The sequence below is a fragment of the Rhodoferax fermentans genome (assembly GCF_002017865.1).
Taxonomy (GTDB): Bacteria; Pseudomonadota; Gammaproteobacteria; order Burkholderiales; family Burkholderiaceae_C; genus Rhodoferax; species Rhodoferax fermentans.
This window is the reverse complement of the sequence record NZ_MTJN01000002.1, coordinates 449,045-469,319: the sequence shown is the minus strand read 5'-3', so window position 1 is coordinate 469,319 and position 20,275 is coordinate 449,045. Positions and strand designations below refer to the sequence as shown.

At 61.3% G+C, this 20,275-nt stretch carries 16 protein-coding genes; 11 read left to right on the top strand and 5 right to left on the bottom strand.

Features of this window, described 5'->3' with window-relative positions:
• Positions 1-46: 46 nt before the first annotated feature.
• The 3 genes from RF819_RS02290 to RF819_RS02280 are packed head-to-tail and all read right to left on the bottom strand — an operon-like array spanning position 47 to position 3,441.
• Complete coding sequence (locus RF819_RS02290; RefSeq protein WP_078363475.1) at positions 47-1,507, bottom strand: sensor histidine kinase; 1,461 nt, start codon at positions 1,505-1,507, stop codon at positions 47-49.
• The gene (locus RF819_RS02285) at positions 1,504-2,184 is read right to left on the bottom strand and encodes a response regulator transcription factor (RefSeq protein WP_078363474.1); all 681 of its coding nucleotides are present in this window, start codon (positions 2,182-2,184) and stop codon (positions 1,504-1,506) included. The genes RF819_RS02290 and RF819_RS02285 overlap by 4 nt, the downstream gene beginning before the upstream one ends.
• A gap of 15 nt (positions 2,185-2,199) precedes the next feature.
• Positions 2,200-3,441: a methyltransferase gene (locus RF819_RS02280; RefSeq protein WP_078363473.1), complete on the bottom strand. Its 1,242-nt coding sequence runs from the start codon at positions 3,439-3,441 to the stop codon at positions 2,200-2,202.
• 158 nt (positions 3,442-3,599) lie between these two features.
• On the opposite strand from RF819_RS02280, the gene RF819_RS02275 reads away from it, so the two are divergent.
• The 3 genes from RF819_RS02275 to RF819_RS02265 are packed head-to-tail and all read left to right on the top strand — an operon-like array spanning position 3,600 to position 6,590.
• On the top strand, positions 3,600-4,559 hold the full coding sequence (locus RF819_RS02275) for a Bug family tripartite tricarboxylate transporter substrate binding protein (RefSeq protein WP_078363472.1): 960 nt from the start codon (positions 3,600-3,602) through the stop codon (positions 4,557-4,559).
• A 16-nt stretch (positions 4,560-4,575) separates the two neighbouring features.
• A complete protein-coding gene (locus RF819_RS02270) occupies positions 4,576-5,094 on the top strand; it encodes a tripartite tricarboxylate transporter TctB family protein (RefSeq protein ID WP_078363471.1) in 519 nt (172 codons plus the stop codon).
• Entirely contained in the window at positions 5,094-6,590 is a 1,497-nt protein-coding gene (locus RF819_RS02265) for a tripartite tricarboxylate transporter permease (RefSeq protein WP_078363470.1), read from the top strand. Before RF819_RS02270 ends, RF819_RS02265 begins: the two co-directional genes overlap by 1 nt.
• A 124-nt stretch (positions 6,591-6,714) precedes the next feature.
• On the opposite strand, the gene RF819_RS02260 is transcribed toward RF819_RS02265, so the two are convergent.
• On the bottom strand, positions 6,715-8,028 hold the full coding sequence (locus RF819_RS02260; protein WP_078363469.1) for an MFS transporter: 1,314 nt from the start codon (positions 8,026-8,028) through the stop codon (positions 6,715-6,717).
• Between the two features lie 282 nt (positions 8,029-8,310).
• Positions 8,311-9,876, bottom strand: a complete 1,566-nt coding sequence (locus RF819_RS02255) for a methyl-accepting chemotaxis protein (RefSeq protein WP_244899855.1) — start codon at positions 9,874-9,876, stop codon at positions 8,311-8,313.
• Between the two features lie 324 nt (positions 9,877-10,200).
• Here RF819_RS02255 and pap point away from each other — a divergent pair, with 324 nt between their 5' ends.
• From pap to RF819_RS02215, 8 genes are all read left to right on the top strand, one after another.
• On the top strand, positions 10,201-11,790 hold the full coding sequence (gene pap, locus RF819_RS02250; protein WP_078363468.1) for a polyphosphate:AMP phosphotransferase: 1,590 nt from the start codon (positions 10,201-10,203) through the stop codon (positions 11,788-11,790).
• 19 nt (positions 11,791-11,809) lie between these two features.
• On the top strand, positions 11,810-12,589 hold the full coding sequence (locus RF819_RS02245; protein WP_078363467.1) for a response regulator: 780 nt from the start codon (positions 11,810-11,812) through the stop codon (positions 12,587-12,589).
• A 15-nt stretch (positions 12,590-12,604) separates the two neighbouring features.
• Positions 12,605-12,895 (top strand): ATP-binding protein, encoded by a 291-nt coding sequence (locus RF819_RS02240; RefSeq protein WP_078363466.1) that lies wholly within the window; start codon positions 12,605-12,607, stop codon positions 12,893-12,895.
• Positions 12,892-13,539, top strand: coding sequence for a response regulator (locus tag RF819_RS02235; protein ID WP_078363465.1), 648 nt, complete (start codon positions 12,892-12,894; stop codon positions 13,537-13,539). The genes RF819_RS02240 and RF819_RS02235 overlap by 4 nt, the downstream gene beginning before the upstream one ends.
• Positions 13,540-13,737: 198 nt before the next feature.
• A complete protein-coding gene (locus RF819_RS02230; protein WP_078363464.1) occupies positions 13,738-15,891 on the top strand; it encodes a putative bifunctional diguanylate cyclase/phosphodiesterase in 2,154 nt (717 codons plus the stop codon).
• A gap of 95 nt (positions 15,892-15,986) precedes the next feature.
• Positions 15,987-18,605, top strand: coding sequence for a PAS domain S-box protein (locus tag RF819_RS02225; RefSeq protein WP_158081218.1), 2,619 nt, complete (start codon positions 15,987-15,989; stop codon positions 18,603-18,605).
• 132 nt (positions 18,606-18,737) lie between these two features.
• On the top strand, positions 18,738-19,124 hold the full coding sequence (locus RF819_RS02220) for a response regulator (RefSeq protein ID WP_078363462.1): 387 nt from the start codon (positions 18,738-18,740) through the stop codon (positions 19,122-19,124).
• Positions 19,121-20,269 carry a methyl-accepting chemotaxis protein gene (locus RF819_RS02215; protein ID WP_078363461.1) on the top strand — a complete coding sequence of 383 codons (1,149 nt, stop codon included), beginning with the start codon at positions 19,121-19,123 and terminating at the stop codon, positions 20,267-20,269. Before RF819_RS02220 ends, RF819_RS02215 begins: the two co-directional genes overlap by 4 nt.
• The last annotated feature ends 6 nt before the right edge of the window (positions 20,270-20,275 follow it).

Sequence of the window (20,275 nt, the reverse complement as noted above, 5' to 3'; positions counted from 1 at the left end):
ACTTCGGTTTCTCGATACCGCTGGGGCCTGCTTTGACTCTACTTGTTCAGCGTTGCCTTAGCTGCTGGCTGGAGGACTTGCTGGCCGCCAGCGGCAGTCGTGCGATGGTGTCGAGACCGTCGCGCTGGCCGTGGGTTTCGCGGTTGACCAGCTCGATGTGGCCACCCAGGGTGCGGGTGATTTCCAGGCAGATCGCCAGCCCCAGGCCCGAGCCGCTGCTGGCCTGGCCGGCCGAGAACGGCTGGAACAGACGTTTGCGCAGTTCGTCCGAAATGCCTGGTCCGCTGTCGGCAATGACCAGGGTCGCCCAGCGGCGGTCGCGTGTCAGGCGCAGGTGCAGACGGCCGCCGCGCGGGCTGTAGCGGATGGCGTTGTGCAGCAGGTTGCGCGTGAGTTCACGCAGCATCCAGTCATGGGTTTGGATGCTGGCGTGGGTGGTCTGGATGTCAAAGTCGAGTTCCTGTTCGGCAATCAGCGGGGACAGGTCCAGCGCCACCTCGCGCAGCACCAGCGCCCAGTCCAGGCTTGGGCCGGGGTCAGATCGCTCCTGCGCGAGTTGGGCCACCTTGGCCAGCGACAACATCTGGTTGGCCAGCACAGTGGCGCGTTGCACGGTGTGGCTGATCTCCTGCAGCGCCTGCTGGTGCTCCACATCGCCGCGCAGCGCCGACTGCACCTGTACCTTGAGCACCGCCAGCGGGGTGCGCAGCTGGTGCGCGGTGTCGCGCACAAAACGTTTCTGGTTGTCCAGCAGGTCCTTGAGGCGGCTCATGGTGGTGTTGGTGGCGTCCATCAGCGGCAGCAACTCGGTGGGTGCATCGGCCACCTGCAAGGGGGTCAGGTCGTCCACCCGGCGCTGGCGCAGCAGGTCGCTGAGCTGGCGTACCGGTTTGGTGGCGCGTTGCACCACCACAAACACCACCAGCGCAATCACTGACACCAGCGCCAGCTGGCGCAGCAAGGTGTTGATCAGGATCTGGCGCGCCAGTGTGCGGCGCAGCTCCAGGGTTTCGGCCACCTGCACCACCGCCATGACGCGGGCGTTTTGCACCGCCACCGGCTGCAGCAGCACCGCCACCCGCACCGGGTCGCCCCGGTAGACATCGTTGTAAAAATCGACCAGCGCCGCATAGGGCCCGTGTTGCGGCAGGCTGCCGTGCCAGGCGCGCAGGTCGGCAAAACCGTCGATCAGTTCCCCCCGGGTGTTGGAGATACGGTACATCATGCGGCTGCGGTTGTCGGCTTCGAACACCTCGAGTGCCGCGTAGGGCACGGCCGCGCTGAGCTGCGCGTCCTCTGCCTCGCCGTTGGCGCTGATGCGCTCCCCAATCGACTTGGCCGAGGCCAGCAGGGTGCGGTCGTAGGCGGTGTTGACCGCATCCAGCGCTTGCTGGTAGAGCACAAAGGTGTCGAGCACAATGAACAGCACCACCGGCAACAAAATGCCCAGCATCAGGTAGCTGCGCAGCGACAGCTTGCGGGGTGCCGCCAAGGCCTGGTTGCTCATGCTGGCAGTTTCAGCAAGTAACCCAAGCCACGCAGGGTGGTCAGTGTGGCGCCGGTACTTTGCAATTTTTTGCGCAGTCGGTAGGCCACCACCTCGATCGCTTCAAACTGCACCTCGGTCTGCCCCGGAAACACGACCTCAAACAGCCGCTCTTTGGACACCGCCTGGCCGGGGCGCGCCAGCAAGGTTTTCAGAAAGCTCAACTCACGCGGTGCCAGCTCCAGCACTTGGCCTGCATGGTAGATTGCACCGCTCTCTTTGTCGTAGCTGAGAATGCTTTTGGCGTAAGGGCTAGAGGCCGTTTTTTCATAATTTTCTGAACGCCTGCGGTGCAGGGCACGCAAGCGCGCTTCGAGCTCGTCGAGGTCAAAGGGTTTGGGCAGGTAGTCGTCGGCGCCGGCGTTCAGGCCGGCAATGCGGTCGCCCACGGTGCCACGGGCGGTGAGGATCAGCACTGGGGTGGCCAGGCCCTCGTCACGCGCCTGGCCCAGGATGTGCAGGCCGTCGCGCACCGGCAGGCTCAGGTCCAGCATCACCACATCGGGCTGGCTGCTGCGCCAGTGGCCCAGTGCAGCACGCCCATCGTGGCAGACCTCGACCTGCCAGCCCAAGCGTGTCAGGCTGCGTGTGAGTGCGGTGTGCAGGGCCTCGTCGTCTTCGATCAGCAGCAGTTTCACAGTTGACCGGGTCCTTCAGAGTGTGCTGCTGGTCACCACCGCCAGCCGCCAGAGTGAGGTGACTTCCTGAGCGCGGGCCTGGTGCAGCGGGTCGCTGGCATCGCTGGCTTTGGGGTGCAGCGGTTTGGCATCGATGCGGCTGATAACCCGCAGGCCATGCTGCTCAAACAGCGCCAGCAGGGCCTCGCGGGAACGCAGGCCCAGGTGTTCGGCCAGGCTCGACAGAATCAGCCAGCCTTCCCCCTTGGGTTCCAGGTGCGCCGACAAACCCGCCAGAAAACCGCTGAGCATCTGACCGCCTTCGTCGTACACCGCGCGCTCCAGCGGTGAACCTGGCCGGGCCGGCAACCACGGCGGGTTGCACACCACCAGCGAGGCGCGACCTGGGGGAAACAGATCGGCCTGGACCACGCTGATCTGCTCCTGCAGGCCAAGCTGGGCCACATTGGCGCGGGCACAGGCCAGGGCCCGCTCATCCATGTCGGTGCCAATGATGTGTGGCACCCCGCGGCGTGCCAGTACCGCCGCCAGCACACCGGTGCCGGTGCCGATGTCAAAAGCCGTCAGGCCGTCCTGGCCTTTGGCAGGTTTGGGCAGGTGCGCCGTGGCCACCAACTGGATGTATTCACCACGCACTGGTGAGAACACGCCGTAATGCGGGTGGATGCGGTTGTTGGGCGCGGCACCGAGTGAGCTGACCTCCACCCCCACCCGTTGCCACTCGAAGGCACTGGTGATGCCCAGCAGTTCACGCAGCGAGGCCACCGAGTGGCCGGACGTGGTGTCGCTGTTGGCCTCTGCTTCGCCCCAGGCTTCGGTGCAGGCGGCTTTGACATCGGGTGCGCGGCGCAGCCCGATGCTGTAGTCGGCGTTGAACTCGATCAGGATCATGCCCAGGGTGCGAGCGCGTTGTGACTGGGCCAGACGCTGCTGGTGAAAGGCCTCGGCGGCGCTGACAGGGGCTGGCACCTTGGCACGTTTGCGCTTGGGTACCTGGTCGGCTCGGCGTGCCATGGCTTGCAACAGTTGACGCGCGTTCTGGAAGTCGCCCCGCCACAGCAAAGCGGTGCCTGCACAGGCCAGGCGGTAAGCGGTGTCGGCGGTCAAGGTGTCATCCGCCAGCACCACTTGACGGGGCGCTGTGGCACCGCGTTCTGAGCGCCAGCGTGCGCTGCAGGCCCGGCCAGATTCTTGCCAATGGATGTCAGTGTTGGCGCTGACGGGAAGGGGCCGCTCGGGGATGACGGGGTCGGACATGGGACTGGACTCTCGAAGTGAATGGCAGGGTTGTAACAGATGAGCGCCGCGGACCCCAGCGCCAACTTGGCTCGGTATTTTCCCTAGTGCATCCGGACAGGTGTTTGACAGGCTGTCCACGCATCATCAGGCCCTGTCTCAACCCCTAGGAGAATCTGATGCGTCGCGATACTTTTCTCAAGTCTTTGGCGGTTCTCGCTGCCAGCAGCGGGCTGCCCCTGTCGGCTCTGGCTGCCACCAACCTCAAGATGATGCTGCCTGCCAACCCGGGTGGTGGTTGGGACACCACCGGCCGCGCTTTGGGCAAGGCGCTGATTGATGCCAAACAGGTTGATACCGTGGTCTACGAAAACAAAGGCGGCGCCGCCGGTGCCCTGGGTCTGGCCCAGTTTGTCAACGCCAGTAAGGGTGACCCCAACGCCCTGATGGTGATGGGTGCGGTGATGCTGGGTGGCATCATCACGGGCAAGCCGCCGGTGTCGATCACCGCCGCGACCCCGATTGCCCGTCTGACCAGCGAATACAACGTGTTTGTGCTGCCCGCCAACTCGCCTTTCAAGACCTTGGCCGAGGTGGTTGAACAGCTCAAGAAAGACCCGGCCAGCGTCAAGTGGGGTGGTGGTTCGCGTGGTGCCACCGAACACATCGCCGCCGCCATGATTGCGCGTGCGGTGGGGGTCGACCCGGCCAAGATCAATTACGTGGCCTTCCGGGGCGGTGGTGAAGCCACTGCGGCCATCCTGGGTGGCAATGTGACGATTGGCGGCAGTGGCTATAGCGAATTTGCGCCTTACATCGAGTCCGGCAAGATGCGCGCCATCGGGGTGACATCGGGCGCCCGCCTGAAAGGCATCAATGTGCCTACCTTGAAAGAGCAGGGCATCGATGTCGAGATTGGCAACTGGCGTGGTGTGTACGGTGCCCCGGGCATCACCGCAGCACAACGCAAGGCACTGACCGAGATGGTGATCAAGGCCACCCAATCCAAGGCCTGGGCCGAGGCGCTGGAGAAAAACGCCTGGACCCCGGCGGTGTTGGCGGGTGAAGCTTTCGAGAAATTTGTCGACGACGACTTTGCGTCCTTGCGGGCGACCATGGTCAAGTCCGGCATGATCTGACAGCCCAGGAGACACCATGCGTCAACACGCCCCGGCGAAACATTCGCCACGTTTGCAATTGTTGGTGGGCCTGGGTGTGCTGCTGTTGGCGCTGGCGATGGGCCTGGGGGCCTATGGCATCCCGGCTCAGGCTGGGTACGCCGGTGTCGGGCCCAATTTTTTGCCGTGGGTGGTGACGCTGGCCCTGCTGTTGTGTGGTGTTCGGCTGGTCTACAAGGCTGGTCGGGGTGGTTTTCAGCACATGGATGACCACTCGGGTGACCACCCCGACTGGGTCGGATTTGTCTGGCTGTCGGCTGGCTTGTTACTCAATGCGGCGCTGATCACCAGCATCGGTTTTATTTTGAGCTGTGCCCTGTGTTTTGTGCTGGCAGCGCGTGGCATGCGCCTGGCGCAGGGCCAGCCAGTGGCCTGGCGGGTGTCCTTGTCCGTGGACGTGCTGGTTGGCCTGCTGATTGCCGCACCTGTCTATTGGGCGTTTACCAAATTTCTGGGCATCAACCTGCCTGGTCTGACCCAAACAGGGTGGTTGTGATGGATGTCTGGAATCTGTTGTTGCAGGGTTTTGCCACGGCGGGCACGCCGGTGAACCTGTTGTGGGCCTTTGTCGGTTGTGCGCTGGGTACGGCAGTGGGTGTGTTGCCAGGTATCGGGCCGGCCACCGCCGTGGCCATGTTGCTGCCGATCACCACCCAGGTCGAGGCGACCGCCTCCATGATCTTCTTTGCCGGTATTTATTACGGTGCCATGTATGGCGGCTCGACCACTTCGATCCTGCTCAACACACCGGGTGAGACCGCCACCATGGTGACCGCCATGGAAGGCAACAAAATGGCCAAGAGTGGGCGCGCTGGTGCCGCGCTTGCCACGGCCGCGATTGGCTCTTTTGTCGCCGGATCGATTGCCACGGTGCTGGTGACCCTGTTTGCGCCGGTGGTGGCCGAATTTGCGGTCAAGCTCGGCCCGCCGGAATACTTCATGCTGATGGTGCTGGCTTTCACCACGGTGAGTGCGGTGCTGGGCAAAAGCACGGTGCGTGGCCTCACTGCGCTGTTCATTGGGCTGGCGCTGGGGCTGGTTGGCATGGACCAGATCACTGGCCAGGTGCGTTACACCGCCGGTGTGCCCGAGATGCTCGATGGGGTCGAGATCGTGTTGGTGGCCGTGGGGCTGTTTGCGGTGGCCGAGGCCATGCACGCGGTGATGTTTGAAGGGCGGGTGATCGACACCGAAAACCGCCTGACCCGTGTCAGCATGACGCTGAGCGACTGGAAACGTTCGCTGCCAGCCTGGTTACGTGGCACCGCGATTGGTGCACCCTTTGGTTGTATTCCGGCGGGCGGCACCGAGATACCGTCCTTTTTGAGTTACGCGGCTGAGAAAAAACTGGCCAAAGGTGCCCACAAAGAGGAGTTCGGCACACGTGGTGCGATTGAAGGGGTGGCGGGGCCAGAGGCGGCCAACAATGCCACGGTGACGGCGGCGATGATCCCGCTGCTCACGCTGGGCATTCCCACCTCCAACACCACCGCCATTTTGCTGGGTGCGTTTCAGAACTATGGCATCCAGCCCGGCCCGCAGCTGTTCACCACTTCGGCCACGCTGGTGTGGGCGCTGATTGCCTCACTCTACATCGGCAACGTGATGTTGCTGGTGCTGAACCTGCCGCTGGTCGGCCTGTGGGTGAAACTGCTCAAAGTGCCCAAGCCGCAGCTGTACGCAGGCATCATGATTTTTGCCACCGTGGGGGTCTACGGCATGCGTCAGAGTGCTTTTGATCTGTTTTTGCTCTATGGCATTGGCCTTCTGGGGCTGGTCATGCGCCGCTTCAACTTTCCCACCGCACCGGTGTTGGTGGGCATGATCCTGGGGCCGCTGGCAGAAGCCCAGATGCGTAACGCGATCTCCATCGGTGAGGGCAGTGCGATGATCTTTCTGGAGCGCCCGATGTCACTGTCGATCTTGCTGGTGATTGTGTTGATCCTGACAGTGCCACGGGTGCTCAAATGGCACACCGAACGTTTGCGGTGAGCCAAGCAGCCCGCAGCCCTCTGCCGGTCTGACGGGTTGCACCGAACAAAAAAAACGGCCCTTGCAAGGGCCGTTTTTTTGATTCACGTGGTGGCCATTGTTCGCCCACCCATTGCCACCTGGCTTATTTTTTCTGGTAACCGCGGCTGGACATCGGCACCAGGCCGAGCACAAAACCCATCGCAGCCAAAGCGGCCACGTAATGTGCCGGCGCCAGCACATCCTTTTGCACCCACAGCGTGATGATGATCGGTGTCAGGCCGCCGAAAATCGCGTAGGACATGTTGTAGGCGAACGAGAGCCCGGAGAAACGCACCGCCGCCGGGAAAGCGCGCACACCCACAATCGGCACCATCGCAATTGAGCCGACGAACAGGCCCACCAAACCGTAGCTCCAGATCAGCGAGGTGGGTGTGCCCGGCAGGCCGGTGTAGAACAGGTAAGAAGTGAGCACCAGTCCGCCGAAACCCAACAACATCACCGGCCGGGTACCAAAACGATCATTGGCCCAGCCCGCCAACACACAACCCAGGGTCAACATCAGCGTGGCCACCGCATTGGCCTCCAACGCCAGCGTGGGTGCGATGCCGTGTACCTTTTGCAGATAACTCGGGGTCATCAGCACCACCACCACCACGGCAGCGGACAGCACCCAGGTCAGCAGGGCGACCAGCACACAGGCAGCGCGGTGTTCGCGCAGGATGGTCTTGAGCGGCAGCTCACGCGCCACCGTGCGGCGTTTGGCGAGTTCCTGGAACACCGGTGTTTCGTGCAAAAAACGGCGCAGGTAGACCGAGATCAGGCCAAACACACCGCCCAGGATGAAAGGAATACGCCAGGCGAAATCGCTGACGTCGGCCGGGCTGTAATGCCGGTTGATGGCCATCGCCACCAGCGAGCCCAGCAGGATGCCGCCGGTGATGCCAGCGGTGAGAGCCCCCACGCCGAAGCCGTAACGCTTGGCGGGTACGTGTTCGGCCACAAACACCCAGGCACCGGGCATTTCACCGCCAATGGCGGCACCTTGCAACACACGCATGGCGAGCAGCAGCAGCGGCGCCGCCACGCCAATGCTGGCGTAGGTGGGCAACAGGCCAATCACCAGCGTGGGCACGGCCATCATGAAAATGCTCAGCGTGAACATGCGCTTGCGGCCCAGGATGTCGCCAAAGTGCGCAATGATGATGCCACCCAGCGGGCGCGACAGGTAGCCCGCTGCGAAGATGCCAAAGGTCTGCAACTGGCGCAGCCAGTCTGGCATGTCCACCGGGAAAAACAGTTTGCCAAGCACGGTGGCAAAGAACACATAAATGACGAAGTCGTAGAACTCCAGCGTGCCGCCCAGGGCCGACAGGCCAAGGGTCTGCACGTCCTTGCGGGACAGGGAGGGAGAGGTTTCGGCAGACGCGCCGACGGGAAGCGGAAGTGAGCTGGACATGTGGACTCTTTGGGCAGTAGGAGACCGCTGCGCGAACGCAGGCGGGAGGACAACGACAAAACGCACAGGCGCGTGTGGTGTACCTGTTTCCGGTCTGCGGCGGCCATTCAGCGTGCCCGGGATGCGGGCCGGTCAGGCGCCAGCGCAGGTAGGCGCAGGCGCAAGGAACGGGTCAGTGGTGCACAGCCAGAACCGGAGATTCTAAGGGTTTACCCGGTGCGGCCTGGCGGGCGCTTGGGGCCCTGTGACGGCTTTGTAAGTAGCTACCTAATGGATAGCTGCTTAGCCATGTCCTATAAGGGCTTGAGGTGGATTTGTGCTCAATTTGAAGGCGCCAACAACCTGTTCCAGGTTTTCTGCCTGGTCTTGCAGGGACTGGGCCGCCGCTGCCGCTTGCTCCACCAGGGCGGCGTTTTGCTGCGTGACCTGGTTCATCTGGGCAATCGAGCTGCTGACCATTTCAAGGCCTTCCGACTGGCTGGCGCTGGCACCCGCGATCTCGCCCATGATGTTGGTCACATGGCGGATGCTCTCGACAATCTCGTTCATGGTGCTGCCTGCCTGTTGCACCAGGGTGCTGCCAGCATCCACCTTGTTGACCGAGTCACCGATCAGTGCCTTGATTTCATGCGCTGCATCGGCCGAGCGTTTGGCCAGGCTGCGCACCTCGGCCGCCACCACCGCAAAACCACGCCCTTGTTCACCGGCGCGGGCCGCTTCCACCGCCGCATTGAGCGCCAGGATATTGGTCTGGAAGGCGATGCCGTCGATCACCGAGATGATGTCGACAATGCGTTTGGACGAGCTGTTGATGGAGGCCATGGTGTTGATCACCCCGGCCACCACGCTGCCCCCCTTGACCGCCACTTCGGAGGCGGATTGTGCCAACTCGTTGGCGCGGCGGGCGTTCTCGGCGTTCTGGTTGACAGCGGTGGTCAGGTCACCCATCGAGGTGGTGGTTTTCTCCAGGGAGCTGGCCTGTTGTTCGGTGCGGTTGGAGAGGTCCAGGTTGCCGCTGGCGATGTCGCTGGAGGCGCTGTAGATGGTGTCGGTGCCCAGGCGAACCTGCTGCACAATTTTCACCAGGCTGTCGTTCATGTCCTTCAAAGCCTGTTCCAGCTGACCCATTTCGTTGCTGGTTTCGACCTCGATTTTTTGTGTCAGGTCGCCCTGGGCAATACCGCGCGCCACCTGCACACAGTATTCCAGCGGCTGGGTGACCACCTTGCGGATAAACGGGTAAATCAGCATCAGCACCGGGATGCAGGTGATCAGCGCCGCCAGGATCGACTTGAAGCGCTGGTCGGCCAGGCTGGCGTTGACCTTGTCGAGTGACACCTTCATGCTGACCACGCCCAGCACTGTGCCCTCGGGCGCGGCGTGGCAGGTGGTGCAGTCTTTGCCCAGGTAGTTTTTGGAGGACAGTGCCGGGCGCACCGCACGCAAATATTCGCCGGTGCTGTCCGATTGCACTTCTACCACCGCTTGGCCGGTGCTCAGCGCCTGTTGCTCCAGTGCGTCAGGCGTGGCGGACTCGGTGGCGGTGCCAGGGCCGTAAATCTTGGTCACAGCTTCGGCGCGCAACACCCGTACGTCACGGATGGCTCCGAGTTGTTTGATCTGGTCCAGAAACACATCGCGCTGTGCCACGGTGCCGGTGACCATCATGCCGGTCAGGCCGGCCATGGTGGCATCGTGCATGCTTTCAGAAAAGTCGGTGGCCTGGTCCAGCGCTGCCTGGCGTGTCACGTGGCCCTGCCAGATGATGACGCCGGTCCAGACGACCAACAGCGCAGCGCCGATGGTGGTCAGTAGCTGAATCCATATTTTGTATTTGACTGTTTGCACAGCGTCTCCTGGGTCTCTTTGGCAAGCAATATACCCTTGATCCCACCCGCTTCTCCGGGCAGGTGGCGCATTTGTTTGATGTGGGTCAAGATTGGACGGGCTTTGTCATCGCGCTGTGTGCCTCGTCCAAATTGCCCATTCATCCGGTGTTGTTACCACGGTCGTTCTGCCCACCCTAGAATCAAACCACGTTGGTAGAAAAATTGACCCCCTGTTGCGTCAGGTGTGTTGTGTGAGCCAACGGTCTCAGCCAGGCAGACTGTGATGACCACCACACGGCATCAGGCTGCTGCACCGGCCACACCTCCTTTTTGAAAGCCTCCTATGTTTGAATTTGCCGAAATCGGGCACCAGCTGTCAAAGTCCGTTTACCGCGCTGCCGTGCCAGGATTGCGAGCGGCCTTGCTGGATGCGCAGGTGAATCTGTTTGAGCAACGCAAAACGCCGGTGGTGGTGCTGATCAGCGGCCAGGACGGTGCCGGCAAGGGTGAAACCATCAACGTGCTCTATGAGTGGATGGACCCCCGTTTTATGTCCACGCTGGCGTTCTCAGAACCCAGTGATGAGGAGCGTGAGCGCCCACCGATGTGGCGTTATTGGCGCAGCCTGCCACCGAAGGGGCGCATTGGCATGTTTGCGGGCTCGTGGTATTCCGACCCGATCCGCGAACGCATCCAGGGCGAGATCTCAATCAAGGAACTCGATGCACGGGCCGAGCAGATCAACCGCTTTGAGGAGATGCTGGTCAACGAGGGTGCGCTGGTGCTCAAGTTCTGGTTCCACCTGACCAAAGAGGGGCAAAAACAGCGCCTCAAAGCCTTGTCCAGCGATCCGCGCACCGCCTGGCGAGTCACCCCATGGAACTGGGACCGGCTGAAAACCTATGACCAGTTGCAGGAGGTGGCAGGCCATTTGCTGCGTGTCACCAACACGGCCGCAGCACCCTGGGTGGTGGTGGAGGGCACCGATGATCGGTATCGGTCCCTGACCGTGGGCCAGGTGTTGCTGTCTGCGATCCAGAAAAAGCTGGCCGAGACCGAGCCGCCGCGTGCCACGGTGGCGCCGATGGTTCGTATTGACTTGGATGGCCGCACTGTCCTGTCCGAGTTGGACCTGAGCCTGGTGCTGGCTGACAAACCCTACAAAGACGAGTTGGCGCGCTGGCAGGGCAAGCTGTCTGAGCTGTTGCGTGATGCGCGTTTCAAAAACCGTTCTCTGGTGTGTGCGTTTGAGGGGGCTGACGCCGCAGGCAAAGGCGGGGCCATCCGCCGTATTGCGGCGGCGATGGACGCGCGCCAATACCAGGTGACGCCGGTGGCCGCACCCACCGATGAAGAAAAGGCGCAACCGCACCTGTGGCGCTTTTGGCGCAACCTGCCACGCCAGGGCCATGTCGCCATTTTTGACCGCACCTGGTATGGCCGGGTGCTGGTGGAGCGGGTGGAGGGCTTCTGCAGCGAGGCCGACTGGCTGCGCGCTTATGGTGAGATCAACGACTTTGAACACGAGCTGATCGACGCCGGTGTGATCGTGGTGAAGTTCTGGCTGCAAATCAGCCAGGCCGAGCAGCTCAAACGTTTCAAGGACCGCGAAAAAGTCGCCTTCAAACGTTTCAAGATCACCCAGGAAGACTGGCGCAACCGCGAAAAGTGGCACGACTACCAGCAAGCCATCTGTGACATGGTGGAGCGCACCAGCACCGGAGAGTCGCCCTGGACGCTGGTTGAGGCCAATGACAAGAACTACGCCCGGGTCAAGATTTTGCGCACTTTGTGCCAACGCCTGGAGGCGGCATTACAGCATCCTGCACATCCACAACGTGCCGCAGAGCAACAGTTTGTTACAAAGTCAAACAAATCGGCCAAAATAGCCAAGTCTGTGTCCGCCAAAAAGCCACCTGCACGCGAAAACTAAAGATCACACCCTCTCACCCATGAACGACCCGTCACCCAAAAAGCCGTCCAAGATCCTGATTGTGGAAGACGAGGCCATTGTGGCGCGTGACATCAGCCTGCAGGTACAGGCCATGGGTTATGTGGTGGTGGGCTCGACTGCGCTGGGTGAAGAGGCGATCACACTGGCTGACAGGTGGCGGCCTGACCTGGTGTTGATGGACATCCAGCTGGCCGGTGAGATGGACGGCATCACCACGGCACACACACTGCGCGAAGCGTTTGCCATTCCCGTGGTTTTTCTGACTGCTTACGCGGCCGACGACATTCTGGAGCGGGCCAAACTCACCGAGCCGTTTGGCTATATCCTGAAGCCTTTTTCGGAGCGTGAACTCAACACCGTGCTGGCCATGGCGCTGTACAAACACCAGGCTGAAACCCGGCTGCTGACCACCACCCGACAGCTGCAAGCCCTGTCGCACCGTGTGCTGGAGGCGCAGGAGCAGGAACGCCGACGTGTGGCCATGGAGTTGCACGACGAGCTGGGCCAGTCACTCACCGCCATCAAGATCAACCTGCAACTCGGTGAACGCTTCAAGGACCAGGCGCCCCCCGACCTGTACCAGGAGAACATCCGCATTGTGGAAGACGCGCTGCAGCAGGTACGTTCGCTGGCAACCGGTCTGCGACCGTCGATGCTCGATGACTTGGGGTTGGCACCGGCTTTGAAATGGATGGCCGAGCAAAGTGCCAGCCGCAGCGGCTTTGAGGTGCAGTTTCACCATGATCGCGCGCTGGAGCGCCTGGCGCCCGCGATCTAAACCGCCTGTTTTCGCATTGTTCAGGAGGCCTTGACCAACATCACCCGCCATGCCCAGGCCAGCAAGGTGCAGATCAATTTGTGTCACGAGGCCGGTGAGATGGTGCTGACCGTGACCGACGATGGGCTGGGCTTTGACACCGTGGCCATGCAGGAGCGTGCCACCACCGGCGCCAGCCTCGGTGTGCTGGGTATGCAGGAGCGGGCAACCCTGGTGGGGGGGCAGTTGGACATCCGTTCTTGGCCCGGCCAGGGCAGCACGGTGGCGCTGCGTTGCCCCTGGCGCAGCCAGGAGGAGCGTTTGTGAGCGCCACCCGTGTCTTGCTGGCGGACGACCACGCCCTGGTGCGGGCGGGTCTGGGTAAATTGCTTGAAACCATGCCCGGTATCACCGTGGTGGGTGAGGCAGGTGACGGCCTGGCCGTGCTGGCACTGGCGGAGGAACTCAAGCCCCATCTGGTGCTGATGGACATCGCCATGCCCGGCCTCAACGGACTGGAAGCCACCGCGCGCCTGGTCAAGTCCATGCCCGATATCCGGGTGATGATTTTGTCGATGCACCAGAGTGAGGAGTACGTGCGCCGCGCCCTGCGCCACGGTGCGGTGGCCTATTTGCTCAAAGACGCAGCGCCGATGGAGCTGGAGCTGGCCGTGACCGCTGTCTTGCGCGGTGAGACCTACCTGAGTCCGACGGTCTCCAAAGGGGTGCTGGCCGATTATGTGCACCGCTTGCGTGAAGACGACCAAACCGGCGAGCAGTTGTCGCCGCGTCAGCGCGAGGTGCTGCAACTGATTGCCGAGGGCTTGAGCACCAAGGAGATTGCGCGTCGGCTGGACCTGTCGATCAAAACCATCGAGACGCACCGCACCGGTCTGATGCGCCAGCTCGATGTGCACGAGGTCACCGGCCTGGTGCGTTACGCCCTGAAGCTTGGTTTGCTCACCATCTAAAAGAAAAATGCCTCTGGCCCTTATATATAAAGGGCATGCAGCTATGAATTCAGGATTGACTGTTCGCCCAACAGTCCAACTGTTGTTCGTTTGACCGTGCTTCTTTGGCAGGCTCAGCCGGGTGGATCAGGTGTTTCATCTGACAGACTCAGGTGTTTGCCGGATGCCGCAGGTGGGCTTTTGCAAGTATCTTTGGGCATGCTCACATCGTCTGACTTTGCCCGACCGCCTGGCTTGTCCACACGGCGAACAGGGCCGGTGCGACTGCTGATCGTGGAAGACGAGGCCGTCATCCGGCGTGATATTCGCCAGCAGCTGGAGATCTTGGGTTATCAGGTGGTGGGGGAGGCCTCTACCGGGCTGGAAAGCCTGCAGCTCACCCAGCAGTTGCAACCGGACCTGGTGTTGATGGACATTGGCCTGGGCGCCGGAATGGATGGCATCACCGCTGCCCAAACCATCCGTGCCAAGCATGCCCTGCCGGTGGTGTTCCTGAGTGCTTTTGCTGCCGACGACATCCTGGAGAGGGCCATGCTGGCCGAGCCCTACGGCTATGTCCTGAAACCGTTTACCGAGCGCGAGTTACACACTGTGCTACAGATGGCGCTCTACAAACACCAGATGGACCTGCGCGAAAAAGACATGGCACTGCGTAACCGGGTCATTCTGGACAACCTGGCCAGCGGGGTGTTGACTGTGGGTCCGCAGGGAGCGGTTGTCTCCTGCAACCGGGGGGCTTGTGAGATTTTTGGTTACACGACCGAAGAGATGGTGGGCCAGAACCTGGCCATGCTGATCCCTGAGAGTTGGCGTGACGGCCACAACCGGTTCATGCAGCAGGATGCCTCGGAGCTGGTCAACCGGGTGATCTGCCATGAGCGCGAGGTGGAGGGGCTGCGCAAGGACGGCCGCACTTTCCCGCTGCAGGTCACGGTGTCGCGCATTGTGGTGGCAGCCCAGTTGTCTTACATCGTGATCCTGTCAGACATCAGCATGCGCCGCCAGGCCGAGCAGACCATCGAGAACCTGGCTTTTTTTGACGAACTCACCGGACTGCCCAACCGCAGGTGTTTGCTGGACCGGTTGCAGCAGGCGGTGGTCTCGGCCGCCCGTTCAGGCCAGCGTGGTGCCTTGATTTTGCTCGACCTGGACCGTTTCCGTCGCATCAACGATACCTTGGGGCCCGCGTTTGGAGATGAACTGCTGCGCCAGACGGGCGGGCGCTTGCTGGCCTGTGTGCGCGAGGAAGACACCGTGGCGCACCTCGGTGGGGACGAGTTCATGGTCATGCTCGAAGCCTTGGGTGTGAGTGCGCAGCCCGCCGCCATCCATGCCGAGGCGGTGGCGCAAAAAATCCTGCACGCGCTGAGCCAACCCTATGAACTGGCGGGACGCCCTTACCTCAGTTCGGCCAGCCTGGGCATTGTGATGTTTGACAAACACGCTGTTGGTTTTGATGGCTTGGTGAAGATGGCCGATGCTGCGATGTACCAGGCCAAATCGGCCGGGCGCAAGACCGTGCGCTTTTTTGACCCCGACCTGCAGGCCTTGGCGGTGGCCCGCATGGCGCTGGAAAAAGACATCCAGCGTGGTCTGGACCAGCAGGAATTTGTGCTGCACTACCAGCTGCAGGTGGATGCACACGGCAAACCCCGGGGTGTGGAGGCACTGGTGCGTTGGCAACATCCGGTCTGCGGCTTGATGATGCCCGGCCAGTTCATTGAGGTGGCAGAGGACACCGGGCTGATCCTGCCGCTGGGCCATTGGGTGCTGGATGCGGCCTGCCAACAACTCAGGTTGTGGGCCACGCAGTCACACACTGCCAACTGGACGATGGCGGTGAATGTCAGTGCCCTGCAGTTTGCGCAGGATGATTTTGTCCACACTGTGGCGCAGGCGGTGGCACGCAACGGCATCGATGCCAGCCATCTCAAGCTGGAACTCACAGAGAGCATGCTGATTGACGACCTGCCGCAGGTGATCGACAAAATGCGTTGCATCCAGGACTTGGGGGTGAGTTTCTCCTTGGACGACTTTGGCACCGGTTACTCCTCACTCACCCACTTGAAACGCCTGCCGATGAACCAGCTCAAGATCGACCAGTCTTTTGTGCGTGATCTGCTGGCCGATCCGGATGACGCGATGATCTGCCAGACCATTGTGGCGCTGGGCCACAATCTGGGCATGCAGGTGATCGCCGAAGGGGTGGAAACACTGGGGCAGCGTGATTTCCTGGCAGGGATCGGTTGTGATGCTTTCCAGGGTTATCTGTATGGTCGGCCGATGCCGCCCGAGGCGCTGCTGTCTTTTGAAATTCATATGATAAAAGCGCATCAAGCCCTTATTGAATAAGGGCTGATAGCTATTGTTTGATGAGCGATTTGCGCTACCTTCTGTTGCTCTTGATGTGCTGCTTGGCTGGACTGGCCCCAGCCCAGACGCAGCCCATGCCGCCTCCTGAGTCGATCACCGTGGTGGTCAACGACGACTATCCGCCTTATCTTTTTCGTGATGCCAAGGGTGAACTGCAAGGCAGTTTGAAAGACCGCTGGGCGCTGTGGCAGGCGCACACCGGCATCTCGGTCAACCTCCGGGCCCAGCACTGGGCGCAGGCCCAGCGCATCATGCAGGCCGAATTGGCCGATGTGATCGACACACCGTTCAAAACAGCCGAGCGCCAGGAGCTGTATGACTTTGGTCGGCCCTATGCCCGTGTCAAAGTGGCCTTGTTTTTTCACCACAGCATCAGTGGTGTGGTGGATATCACCTCGGCTCGCGGATTCAACGTGGGGGCCATGGATGGAGATGCCTGCATCGACCTGCTGCAGTCCAAGGGCGTGGACTCGGTCAAGCGCTTCCTCAGCTACTCGGACCTGATCACAGCGGCCGAGGCCGGCGAGGTGCGGGTCTTTTGTATGGATATGCCCTCTGCGGCTTATCTGCTGAACCATCGCAATCTGGCCGACAGTTTCCGCTTTTCAGAGCCGATCGCAGAGGGGGAGTTGCACTGGGCGGTTCACCGGGGTGATACCGCCTTGCTCGCCCTGGTACAGGCCGGTTTTGATCGCATCAGCGAGGCCGAGTTGCAGCAGATTGACCGCAAATGGCTGGGGGCCAGCGTGGCTGATGTGCTGGTTTCGCCGTATGCACGTTATGCCGCAGACGCCGCGTTGGCGGTGGGTGTACTCGCGCTGCTGCTGGTGGCGTGGAATGTGGTCTTGCGCCAGACGGTTCGGGCAAAAAACCGCTCCCTTTGGCATTCGGTCAAGGTTCTGGAGCAGACCCGGCAGAGCCTGGAGCGTGCTTTGGCCGAACAAAAAGCCATGCTAGACAACGAGATGGTGGGGATTGCCAAGGTCCACAACAGGGTGCTTGTCTGGGTCAATCCGGCCATCGAGCGCATGCTGGGTTATGGGGCCGGTGAGATGGCAGGAACAGCCATGCGCCGTTATTACGCCAGCGAGCAGGACTACCAAGCATTTGGCGACCAGGCCTATGGCATGCTGTTGGATGGCAAGATCTATCGCACGCAGACCGAACTTGTCCGAAGTGATGGCTCCCGCATGTGGGTTGAGCTCAGTGGTTCCATGCTGGCCAACACAAAGGGCACCTCCCTCTGGATTGCACTCGACATCACGGGTCAGCGACGGGCAAGTGCCGCCCGCGACGAGGCTTTGCAGCGTTTGCAGAAACTCGCCAACAGTGTGCCGGGCATGGTTTACCAGTTTGTTCGGCGACCCGATGGCAGCTCCGCCGTGCCTTTTGTCAGCGATGCAGTCTCGGACATCTACCGGGTGAGCGCACAGGAGGCCCAGCTGGATGCCTCGGTGCTTTTTGACAAACATCATCCTGAGGATCAGCAACAGGTCCTTGACTCCATTGAGCAATCAGCTCGGCACCTGACACCCTGGCAGCAGGAGTACCGCGTCAGCTTTGACGACGGTACGGTACGCTGGTTGTTTGGGGACTCTCTGCCTGAGCAACTGGCGGATGGCTCGATCCAGTGGCACGGTTTCATCACTGACATCACCGAACGCAAGGCGGCCGATGAGCGCTTGCGCCAGTTGTCGCGCTCGGTGGAGCAGGCGCCAGTGTCGATTCTGATCACCGATCTGCATGCCAATATCCTTTACGTCAATCCCACCTTCAGTCACCTGACGGGTTACAGCCTGGAGGAGGTGCTTGGTAAAAACCCGCGTTTTCTGCAGTCCGGTCAAACGCCCCCAGAGCAGTATGTGGCCTTGTGGGAGACCCTGGTCCGGGGCGGCGTGTGGCAGGGTGAACTTCACAACCGCACAAAAAGCGGCGAGTTGTTCATTGAGCATGCGGTGATTGCCCCGGTGCTCGATGCCCAGGGGCAGACCAGCCATTACGTGGCCATCAAGGACAACATCACCCAGCGCAAACAGGCGGACTTGGCGTTACAAGCCTCGCTCAAAGACAAGGTGGCCTTGTTGCACGAGGTGCATCACCGGGTCAAGAACAACTTGCAGATCATCACCAGCCTGCTGCGCTTGGAGGCGGGTCGCAGCGATGAACCCCACACCCGGGCTGTGCTCAAGGACATGCAGGGCCGCATCTACAGCATGGCCTTGTTGCACGAGAGCCTGTACCGGTCTGGTACCTTTGCCTCAGTTGAGCTGGGCGCCTACCTGCGGCAGCTGGCTACGCAGGCGTTTCGGAGTCAGGCCGGGGTGGTCGGTGATGTCCGGCTGGTGTTGGTGTTGGCCGAGGTGCATGTCGGCATGGACCAGGCCACCCCTTGTGGTCTGCTTGTGAATGAGTTGCTGTCGAACTGCCTCAAACATGCTTTTGTGCGCGGTCAAGCCGGGCAGGTGACAGTGAGCCTGCAGCCTGCGGATCGTGCGGGCTGGTGGTGTCTGTCGGTGTCTGACACCGGGGTCGGCCTGCCGCCAGACTTTGAGGCGCGCCGTTCTTTGTCACTGGGCCTGCAACTGGTGTCCGACCTGGCACGCCAGCTCGGTGGCCAGCTCACGATTGACACCGGGCCTGGTGCCGCTTTTTCTGTGGAGTTTTTTGCTCAGGTGTTTTCCCCGCCAGACTAGGGTGTTGTACTGATACCGCCTGGTTGCGGCTGTCTCTACATTGCTGCTTATGTTGAATCATCTGGCTATGACACTGGCACCAGCGCTTTGCAGCATGCGGCTGCTTGTTGCCCACCTGCAGCGGAGCCTTTTATGACGCTGCAGATTCTGCTGGTAGACGATAACCTGACTTTTTTGGCGTCCGTCAAGAAATCACTCAGGCTAATATCCAATACCAGCGTTTTGGCTGAGGCGCATGACGGTGTTCAAGCGCTGGCACTGGCACAGCAGCTGCAGCCGGATCTGGTGCTGCTTGACATCGTGATGTCAGGCCTGAGTGGGCTGGAGGTGGCCAAAGCCATGCAAGTGTGGCCGCGTGCGCCGCAGGTGTTGTTTTTGTCGATGCATGACAACGAGTCTTACCGCCTTGCGGCCGAATCCCTGGGCAGCCTGGGGCTGGTGAGCAAGTCCAATTTTGTGAGCGAACTGCTGCCCATCCTTGCTGGCCTGGCAGCCTCGCCAAAGGGGGTCTCTTCATGACACGTTTGCCAACTCAAGGTGCACACAAGTATCTTCCGCTGCTCTGGGGTGGTTTGGCTGTGCTGGCGCTGTTGTGGGTTGGCCAAGCCAGCCTGTTGTCCGTGGCGCTGGCCGGTTTGCTGTTGGCCGGTGGTGGCGTCATCACGTGGTTGTTGGCCCAAAAGGAGGCGGCCCTGCATCAGGCGGTTGCCGACTATTTGGTCGGACAGAGCACCTACAGTGCGGACGTGGTGCCGGTCTGGAACGGCCACATTGAGTCATCCCGCGCGCAAATGGAGGTGGCCGTCAATGCCCTGTCTGAACGCTTTGGTGGCATTGTTGACAAACTCGACGTGGCCTTGCGCACGGCGACACAAGAAACCGATGGCATGGAAGGTGGGGGTGGCTTGCTGGCCCTGTTTGCCAAAGCTCAGCAAGACCTGAGTGCGCTGATTGAGGTGCAGAAGTCCACCATGGGAAATATGGAGCAGATGCTGGCCAAAGTTCAGCAACTCGACCAGTTTGTGGTCGAAATGCAAGACATGGCGGCCGACGTGGCCCGCATTGCCCAGCAGACCAATCTGCTGGCGCTCAATGCAGCGATTGAGGCTGCCCGGGCGGGTGACCTGGGGCGTGGTTTTGCGGTGGTGGCCAAAGAGTTTCGTATGTTGTCCAACCAGTCGGGCGAGACCGGGCGCAAGATTGCCGAGAAAGTCAAAGTGATCAGTACCGCGATTGTGGACACCTGCAGCACCGTGCGTGAGTCGGTGGTGGCAGAAGACGGCTCACTCGAATCGGCCCACGCCACCATTGACCGCGTGATCACCGACTTCAAAGGCATCACCGAGGCGTTTCAGAGGTCCCGTGATGTGTTGCAGGGAGAGAGTCTGAGCATCCAGTCCGAGGTGAACGAGGCCTTGGTGCAGCTGCAGTTTCAGGATCGGGTGAGCCAGATCCTGACGCAGGTGATCAAAAACATCGAACGCCTGCCGGCGGTGTTGCAGGAAACCCAGTTGGCGTATGCCCAGACCGGTGTGCTGACCGCCCCCAACGCGCAGGACACTTTGGTGGAGATGAAGAAGACCTATGTGATGGCGGATCAGCACGTCATCCATGCCGGGGGCAAGGTGGTTCAGAGCAACGCCACCGACATCAGTTTTTTCTAGAGGAAA